This is a genomic window from Meiothermus hypogaeus (assembly GCF_003574035.1).
In the GTDB taxonomy this organism is placed as follows: Bacteria; Deinococcota; Deinococci; order Deinococcales; family Thermaceae; genus Meiothermus; species Meiothermus hypogaeus.
Genome location: NZ_QWKY01000001.1, coordinates 147,667 through 156,245, shown reverse-complemented (window position 1 = coordinate 156,245; position 8,579 = coordinate 147,667). Strand labels below are relative to the sequence as shown.

Sequence of the window (8,579 nt, the reverse complement as noted above, 5' to 3'; positions counted from 1 at the left end):
GGGTGGGGGGGTGCTGCTACCGCCACAAGCGCTCAGGACTGCTAGACTGAGAACAAGACCGACGGTTCTGATGAAAGCCTTCATATCTCCTCCTTGATCGTTTGAAACTGCATTCTTGCCTTAGAAATAAATGTTTGCCCCGACCCGCAGTTCTACCGTGGTGCCGCTGATCGGGAGCGAAACTGCTGATCCACCTGATGTCCCACTGACGGTGCCGGTCACGAAACCGGGACGGGCCTCGGCGAACAGCGCGAACTGGCGGTTGAGCAGGTATTCGACCCCAAGGATTCCATCGGCCCCAAACACCAGCCCCGAGACCGAGGCCCCCTGTACAAAGCCGCTGAGGAAACCCAGCCCGACCCCCGCCCCGATGTAGGGGTTGATGGGAGAGTTGGGCGTAGTGATCAGATATAGACCATCCACCCCAAAGCCGAATCCGGTTAATCCTCCCCCTGAGCTGAAAGTCAGGCTGCCCCTGGCTCCAAAGGCTGGGGTGAAGTTGGCCCCGAACTGAACCCCGAAGGTAGCGGTGCTGTCGTTGAGCGCAAAAGCGAAAGTTCCGCCCAGATAGGGGCGCTGGGCAAGGCTTTGAGCAAGGAGACCGAAGACGATCAAGACTAGGGGCAACAAGATTTTTTTCATACCAATATTCCTCGGGGCCGGGCCTGAAGTGACGTTGAGGTGGTTGCTGGAGGGTTTTACTCGGGCTTGGACGGTTCCAGGCGAAACTGCTCCATCCAGTCCAAGGCGGCCTCGAGGCTATCGGTCTGGGCCTCCTGACCGCTTTGCACATGACGCACCTGGTAGCGCCGACTGCCACCTGGGAGCAGCCAACAGCGAACCAAGAAAGTGGTTTGCTGCTTGGGCAGGTGTTTGGTTTTGTCCATAAAGCGCTCCTCAGCAGGCTCATGTTGCACATCATCTCCTGGGACACTTATCGGTCACTTACTTGCACTTACTACCTTGCTAAAATGAACTTAGATGTCTTCTCAGCCGCAGTTGCGCATTGGGCTGCTGGGCTCCTTTCGTTTGAGCCTGGACGACCAGACTGTGTCTATCCAGGCCCTGCGTAGGAAGAAAGCCAGTGATGTCATCAAGTTGCTGGCCCTCCAGCCTGGGTTACGTCTTCACCAAGACCAGGTGCTGGACGCACTCTGGCCCGAACTTGATGAGAAGTCGGGCATGAACAACCTGCATCAGAATCTCTATCATGCCCGCCGGATGCTCGAGCCCGGGCTTTCCAAGGGAGTCAGGTCGCGCTTCCTAACCCTCGAGCACGAGGTTCTGGTGCTGTATGCGGGCCCTGTAGAGGTGGATTATCAGGAGTTTCTGAGGTTACAGGCCCAGGCCCGCAGACAGGGCGATCTGGCCCTTTACGAGGCGGCAATAAGGCTTTACCAGGGCGATCTGCTGCCGCAAGACATTTACGAGGATTGGACGGAGCCACAGCGTGACGAGGCTCGCTCGCTGTATCTGTCGACCCTGCTCGAGCTGGCCCAACTACTGGAACAGCGGGGCGATCTGGCCCAGGCCTGCCGCTTCCTGGAGCAGGCCATTGCCAAAGAACCCACCACCGAGGCCGCTCATCTGGCCTTGATACAGATCTACGCACGCACGGGGCAACAGATGGAGGCTATCAGGCAGTTTCAGGCCCTGCGCGAAGCCTTAGTGCGCGAATTGGGTGAAGAGCCCGATGAGCGTACCCGGGCCGTGTATGAACAGGTTTTGCAGCAATTGCCAAGCCCGCCCGAGCTGTCATTACCTGCCGGGCCTGCGCGAGCTCAAGGATGGGTGCCGGTACCGTTATCCCCCTTAATTGGCCGCGAAGCGGCACTGGAAGAAACCCTTCAGTTGCTATCCACCACCCGCTGCTTGACGCTAACAGGAGCAGCCGGTTCGGGGAAAACCCGCCTAGCCCAGGAACTGGCTACCAGAGTCCAGGGCCGGTATACGGGCGGGGTCTGGTGGGTGGAACTCGCAGCCATGAGCGAGGACCAGATGATACTGCCAGCCATCGCCCAGACACTGGGCGTGCACGCCACCTCTCAAACACCCCTAAAGGGTATTATTGAGAGGCTGCGGGGTCATAAAACCTTGCTGATACTGGACAACTGCGAACATCTGATTGACGGCTGTGCCGAGGCTGCCATTCAGCTGCTAAAGTCGTTGCCAGAGTTGCATTTGCTAGCTACCAGCCGTGAACCACTGGGGATCGTGGGGGAGATCGCCTGGGTAGTGGCTCCTCTGGAAGTTCCTGATCCCAAAGCTGATCTCAGCCCCGAGAATCTCAATCGCTTTGAGGCGGTGCAGTTTTTAGTCGAGCGTATTCGACAGTACCGATCTAACTACCGACTAAACATACAGAATGCGGTTCACATAGCACAAATCTGCCGTCGTCTGGAGGGCTTACCGCTGGCTCTGGAATTGGCGGCAACCTGGGTGGGGGTGCTATCCCTGGAACAGATTGTTGCCCGCCTGGACAACAGTCTGCGTCTGCTCACGCGGGGCCAGCGGGGTGGAGAGCGCCACCACCAGACCCTGGAAGCGGCTTTGCAATGGAGTTACAACTTGCTCCAGGAGCCCGAAAAAAATTTATTTGTGCGGCTTGCAGTGTGCGTGGGGAGTTGGTCGCTCGAGGCCGCCGAAATGCTGTGCGCTGATCAAAATTTTGAGATGGGAGAACTGGCTGAGTGCCACGCCCGGTTGGTGCGTACCTCGATGGTGCTGCCGCTCGAGGAGGGTTCTCAGTTGCGCTTTCGTATGCTCGAGCCGATACGCCAGTTTGGCCTGGCCCAGCTCGAGACCCAGGGCCTGACCGAGGCAACCCGAAAACGGCTACTGGAATGGTATCTGGCCGAGGCAACCCGCATTGCCCCCAAGCTGACGGGTGCAGACCAGGCCCAGTGGTATAGCTACCTTTCCGCAGAGTACGAAAACCTCCAGGCTGTTTTATGGTGGAGCCAGCGTGCTGAGATCGAGCTGGGCTTACAGCTCGCAGCGCGTTTGTGGCGTTTCTGGCAGGTAAAGGGTCATGCCCAGGAGATACTTTCCTGGTTCAAAGAGGTGTTGCCTAAAACGTCTCGAGTGTCTCCGGCTATTCTGGCCGAGGCCTACAACGCTGCCGGTATCATGGCGCGTACCTGTGGTCAGTATGCCCTGTCATTTGACTACCTGGGGCAATCCCTGGCCGCTCGAAGAGACCTCGGTGATCGGCGGGGAGAGGCCATCGCGCTGAACAATTTGGCTGTGAGCGCTCGTGACCAGGCAGACTACCCCAGGGTTGAATACTACGCACGCCAGAGTCTGGCCATTGCTCAAGAAGTTGGCGACAGGAATCTGGAGGCCTTGGGTTTAATGAACGTGGGGGTGGCGCTTCGTGGGCAGTCTCAAAATGAAGCTGCTAAAGCCCACTTTCGGCTTAGCTTGGCCATTTTCAGCGGGTTGGGTGAAAAGCGATCAGTAGCCGCACTCCATAACTATCTGGGTAACCTGGCCCAAGAACAGGGCTACTGGCAAGAAGCCCGCCAGCTCTACCAGCAAAGCCTCGAGCTCAATCAGGAATTAGGAGATTTCTGGGGTCTGGGTATTTCTACCCATAATCTGGCTAATCTTTGGTGTGAGCAGCAAGAATATACCAGGGCCTGGGAAATGCTTCTGCAAAGCTTAACTCATTACCGTCGTGCCGGAGTACGACATGGCCTAAATGAGTGCTTTGAAACCCTGGCCAGGATTGCTCATAAGCGGGGGAGGCCCGAGCAAGCAGCCTGGGCCCTTGGGGTACGGGATGAGCTCGAGGCCTCTATTGGGCTGGCTGTTTCGTCAGAGCAACGGAGCCTGCGCGAGCAAACGGTAAAAGAAGTGGTTCTGATCATGGGCCATTCTGCCTTTGAGCGGGCCTACCAGAACGGCCGTAGCACCTCCCTCGAGCACGCCTACCAGGAAATTCTTGCAGGGTTTTCAGAAGTGAGCAATTGAGCTTGCTAGAGTGATATTTGCTTCCAGACCTTCTCCGGCGTGAGGGGCATATCCAGGTGAGCCATGCCTAGCGCATCCAGCACTGCATTGACCACCGCCGGCGTGGCGGCAATGGCCCCGGCCTCGCCCACCCCTTTTACACCCAGGGGATTGGTGGGCGAGGGAGTTTGCTGGCGGTGGGGTTCCATCCAGGGAATCTGATCGGCTTTGGGTAGGGCGTACTCCAGGTAGTTGGCCGTGCGGTTTTGCCCTTCGCTGTCGTAGACGATGCTTTCGTAGAGGGCCTGCCCGATGCCCTGAGCAATGCCCCCGTGCTGCTGCCCTTCGAAGAGCATGGGGTTGATCACCACCCCGCAGTCGTCTACCGCAATGTAGCGAAGAATGCTTATCTGGCCGGTCTCGGGGTCTACCTCGACCACGGCCAGGTGGGCTCCAAAGGGATAGTTGGCCTCCTTCAGGGCAAAGCTGGCGTGTCCCTCCAGCCCTGGCTCCATATCGGGGGGCAGCTTGCGGGGGTTGAGGGCAGCTGCGATGATCTGCTCTAAGCTTACCGATTTATCGGTGCCGCGCACCCCCCAGCCTTGCTCGAGCAGGTCTATATCCTCGGGGGCGGCCTCCAGCAGATGCGCGGCGATTCTTTGCACCTTGGCCCGAACCTCGTCGGCGGCTTTGAGCACCGCCGAACCCCCAACCGAGAGCGTGCGGCTGCCCGCCGTACCCATGCCGTAGGGAATAGCCAGGGTATCGCCCTGCACCACGCTAATGCGCTCTGGTGCGAGGCCCAGCCGCTCGGCCACAATCTGCACAAAGGCGTTCTGGGTGCCCTGGCCGTGGGGGGAGGTGCCGGTAAAAATAACGGCGCTGCCGTCGGAGTTGATGCGTACCCCGCCGGTATCCCAGCCATAGCCAGTAATCTCCACATAGCTGCACAGCCCAAGGCCCAAAAGCCGCCCCTGGCTTCTGGCCTGGGCTTGCTCGGCCCGGAGTTCTGAATAGCGGCTCACCTCGAGCAGCTTCTGCAAAACCTCGGCGTAGGCCCCCGAGTCGTACCTGGCGCCGGTGCGGGTTTTGTAGGGGAAGGGGCCCTGGATGAAGTTTCTGCGGCGAATTTCTGCCGGGTCGAGGCCCAGCTCCCGTGCGCCCATATCCATCAGGCGCTCCAGGTAATAAGTAGCCTCGGGCCGTCCTGCACCTCGGTAGGCCCCAGTAGCGGTGGCGTTGGTGTAAACGCCCAGCACCTCCAGCTCCACTGCCGGGATTTCGTAGGGGCCTTGCAGCATCAGGATGGTGCCGGGGGCATTGCCCAGGGTGGTCTCGAGGGCATAAGCACCCAGGTCGGCCACCACCCGCCCCCGCAGACCCAGTATTTTTCCTTCGGCATCGAAGGCCATCTCGAGCTCGGCCACCTGGGCCCGCCCGTGGATGGTGGCACTGAAGCTTTCGCCGCGCCCTTCCACCCAGCGCACACTTTTGCCCAGGTGTTTGGCCAGGTATGCCACCAGAATTTCCTCGGGATAAACGTTAATCTTGGCCCCAAAGGCTCCACCTACATCGGGGGTAATTATCCGCACCTGGTTCTCGGCCAGCCCCAGCTTTTCCGCAACCGCACTGCGCAGGTCGTGGGGCATCTGGGTGCTCGACCAGACCGTAAGGACCTCGCGGATGCCGTCCCAACTGGCCAGAATGCCCCTAGGTTCCATTGAGCTGGGTGCCACCCGCTGCTGCACCAGCCGCCCACGCACTACCTGATGGGCCTGCGCAAAAGCCTCTGAGACCTGGCCGGCTGAGGTCTTGCGGGCAAGGGCCACATTGCTCTGCAGGTGGGGGTGAATGGCGGGCGCTTGCTCGGCCTGCAGGGGCTCGGGATAAGCCGGAAGAGGCTCGTAGTCCACAAAAATTTGTTGGACAGCATCCTGGGCAACAGCCTCGGAAGTGGCCAGCACCGCCGCTACAGGTTCACCCACATAGCGAACCGTATCCCTTGCCAAAACTGGGTGTGGGGCTACCTTGCTGTCACGTGCTCCCGAGGCCGGGGCAAATATGTGTGGAAGGTCGTTTGAAGTGTAAATGGCAACTACACCCGGTATTTGCAGGGCCTCGGAGGTGTCTATCTGGCCCAAGCGGGCATGGGCGTATGGGCTTCGCACCAGCACCACGTGGAGCAGATTTTCGGTGGTTAAGTCGGCAAGGTATTGTCCCTGACCTTGGATTAGCTTGCCGTCCTCGAGGCGCTTCATGGGTTGGCCAATATAGCGGTTCGACATGCTGCTATGTTACCCACTACATGGGGAGTAATGGGAATCTGCCTTACGCGGGATGCGGCAGGGTGGTTTAGAGCCCAGACCGCGCCTACCGGCTCGAGAACTGGGCCCCCGAGACAAGCCTATGAAAAACCTGTCCAGGGTTGCTTGTAATACCAGATTCGGTTAGTTCGTCACCATTTGGTGACGAACTAACCCGACCGAAGTTATCCGCGTAGCGGAGGGCGATACCGCCCCTTGGAAGTTATCCGCGTAGCGGAGGGCGATAACGCCCCTTGGAAGGGAGACGCTTTCTTCGCCGACCGACAGTGAAGGGCCATCGGCCCCCGGCTAGCGCCGGTACTCAAGGGAGGGGTGTGCTCTAGGATTCAAAAAGACAGCCTCTGGTGTTTTTGATTTTGTAAACTGTCTTTTTGAATCCGGTATAAGCTCTGGAAGGATGCGTATGCTATGGGAACCATGTCCACTCATACCTTCGAGCCCACCCATTACCACCACACCCTTGGCAACCATCCCCCCGTTTTGCGCATTGCACCGGGCGATACCGTGATTACGACCTGTGTGGATGCTGGCGGCCTGGATCGGTATTTGCAGCAGGTTACCCCCAGGGGCAATCCCATGACCGGGCCCTTTTTTGTCGAAGGGGCACAGGTGGGCGATACGCTGGCGGTCAGGCTGGAAAAACTCAGACCCAACCGTACCAGCGGCTGGTCGGGGGTGGTGCTGGCTTCCAATGTGGTCGACCCCGACGATGTGCCCATACTGGCCCAGGCCAGAGGCTCGCAGCGCTGGCTGGATTGGGAGGTTGATTTGCGAGCCAATACTGCTCGCCTGCGTTCGCCTGCAGGGCCGCTAGAGGGTTTCGAGCTGTCCCTGGAACCCATGTTGGGCTGCTTTGGGGTGGCTCCGGGACGCGGTGAGGCCATCTCCACCGCCACCTCGGGGCCACACGGCGGTAACATGGACTACCGGGGTTTTAAGGAAGGCGTCACGGTCTATTTTCCGGTGCTGGTCGAGGGCGCTTTGTTTTTCCTGGGGGATGGACATGCCTTGCAAGGTGATGGCGAAATAGCCGGCACCGGCATCGAAATCTCCATGGATGTGCAGTTTTCAGTAGACCTCATCAAAGGCCAGGCCATCCGATGGCCCAGGGGAGAGAACGCGGCGTATATCTTCACCGTGGGCAACGCCCGGCCCCTCGACCAGTGTGTACAGCACGCCACCAGTGAGATGCTGCGCTGGCTTACTTCGCAATACAGGCTGGATACTCAAAGTGCTTCGCAACTGCTGGGGCAGTGTGTGCGCTACGACCTGGGCAACATCTTCGATCCGGCCTACACCATGATTTGCAAGATGCCCAAAAAGGTGCTGGAGCGCCTTTCGAGCAGCCAATAATCCTATTTGGGCATGGTGCGGCGCAGTAAATCCTGGATAATCTGGGCTACCTGAATGCCCTCGAACTGGGCCTCTTCGGTCAGGAGCAGCCGGTGCGAGAGGGTGGGCATGGCTGCGCTGCGCAGGTCGTCCCAGTCTAAGTGCGCGCGGCCCGAGAGGTAGGCCAGGGCTCTGGCCAGGTTCAGCCAGGCTTTGGCTCCCCGGGGAGAAAGCCCCATGCGAATATGCTTTTCTTCGCTGGCAAGCTGGGCGGTGTTGGCAATGGCCTCGAGCGCAGGCTGGCTCACCACCACCTGCCGCGATTCGGCACGGGCCAGGAGCAAATCCAGCCCGGGCACCGGCTCCGGGTCGGCCGGCTCTTCGGAAAGAATTTTTATCCAGGTGGCCCGGGGGGGTGCCTGCACGGTAATTTTCGACATAAAACGGTCTAACTGCGCCTCCGGAAGGGGGTAGGTGCCCTCGAGTTCCAGGGGGTTCTGCGTGGCCAGCACGATAAAAGGCTCGGGCAGGGCATAGCGGATGCCGCTGACGGTTACGCCGCGCTCCTGCATGGCTTCCAGCAGTGCCGACTGGGTTTTGGGGGTGGCCCGGTTGATCTCGTCGGCCAGCACCACCTGGGCAAAAATGGGCCCCTGGCGAAACACGAACTGCCCGTCTTCCAGAATTTCGGTTCCGGTTACGTCGGCGGGCAGCAGGTCGGGGGTGAACTGGATGCGGCGGTAGGAAAGCCCGCTGGCCTCGGCAAAGGCTTTGGCCAGCAGGGTTTTGCCCAGCCCCGGCAGCCCCTCCAGTAGGGCATGACCGCCCGCCACCGTGGTAGCCAGTAGTTCCTGTATAACCCGCTCCTGCCCAAACAAAACCTGCGAAAGTGCAGTTTGCAGGGCCGAAAGTTGGAATCGAGCCTCACTCACATGCCTATACTACCCGCGGCATCCGGCGCGCGGGCAG

Annotated in this window: 6 protein-coding genes; 2 read left to right on the top strand and 4 right to left on the bottom strand. The window is 59.6% G+C overall.

Going from position 1 to position 8,579, the window contains the following annotated elements:
* Window positions 1-120 precede the first annotated feature (120 nt).
* On the bottom strand, window positions 121-642 hold the full coding sequence (locus Mhypo_RS00610; protein ID WP_119339416.1) for a P44/Msp2 family outer membrane protein: 522 nt from the start codon (window positions 640-642) through the stop codon (window positions 121-123).
* Window positions 643-698: 56 nt separating this feature from the next.
* The gene (locus tag Mhypo_RS00605; RefSeq protein WP_119339415.1) at window positions 699-887 is read right to left on the bottom strand and encodes a hypothetical protein; all 189 of its coding nucleotides are present in this window, start codon (window positions 885-887) and stop codon (window positions 699-701) included.
* Window positions 888-981: 94 nt separating this feature from the next.
* On the opposite strand from Mhypo_RS00605, the gene Mhypo_RS00600 reads away from it, so the two are divergent.
* The gene (locus tag Mhypo_RS00600) at window positions 982-3,975 is read left to right on the top strand and encodes an ATP-binding protein (protein ID WP_119339414.1); all 2,994 of its coding nucleotides are present in this window, start codon (window positions 982-984) and stop codon (window positions 3,973-3,975) included.
* Between the two features lie 5 nt (window positions 3,976-3,980).
* Here the strand turns inward: Mhypo_RS00600 and Mhypo_RS00595 are convergent, their stop codons facing one another.
* Window positions 3,981-6,239 (bottom strand): xanthine dehydrogenase family protein molybdopterin-binding subunit, encoded by a 2,259-nt coding sequence (locus Mhypo_RS00595; protein ID WP_119339413.1) that lies wholly within the window; start codon window positions 6,237-6,239, stop codon window positions 3,981-3,983.
* Window positions 6,240-6,686: 447 nt separating this feature from the next.
* On the opposite strand from Mhypo_RS00595, the gene Mhypo_RS00590 reads away from it, so the two are divergent.
* The gene (locus tag Mhypo_RS00590) at window positions 6,687-7,631 is read left to right on the top strand and encodes an acetamidase/formamidase family protein (protein ID WP_240637054.1); all 945 of its coding nucleotides are present in this window, start codon (window positions 6,687-6,689) and stop codon (window positions 7,629-7,631) included.
* Between the two features lie 2 nt (window positions 7,632-7,633).
* Here the strand turns inward: Mhypo_RS00590 and Mhypo_RS00585 are convergent, their stop codons facing one another.
* Window positions 7,634-8,542: an AAA family ATPase gene (locus Mhypo_RS00585; protein WP_170148169.1), complete on the bottom strand. Its 909-nt coding sequence runs from the start codon at window positions 8,540-8,542 to the stop codon at window positions 7,634-7,636.
* Window positions 8,543-8,579 lie beyond the last annotated feature (37 nt).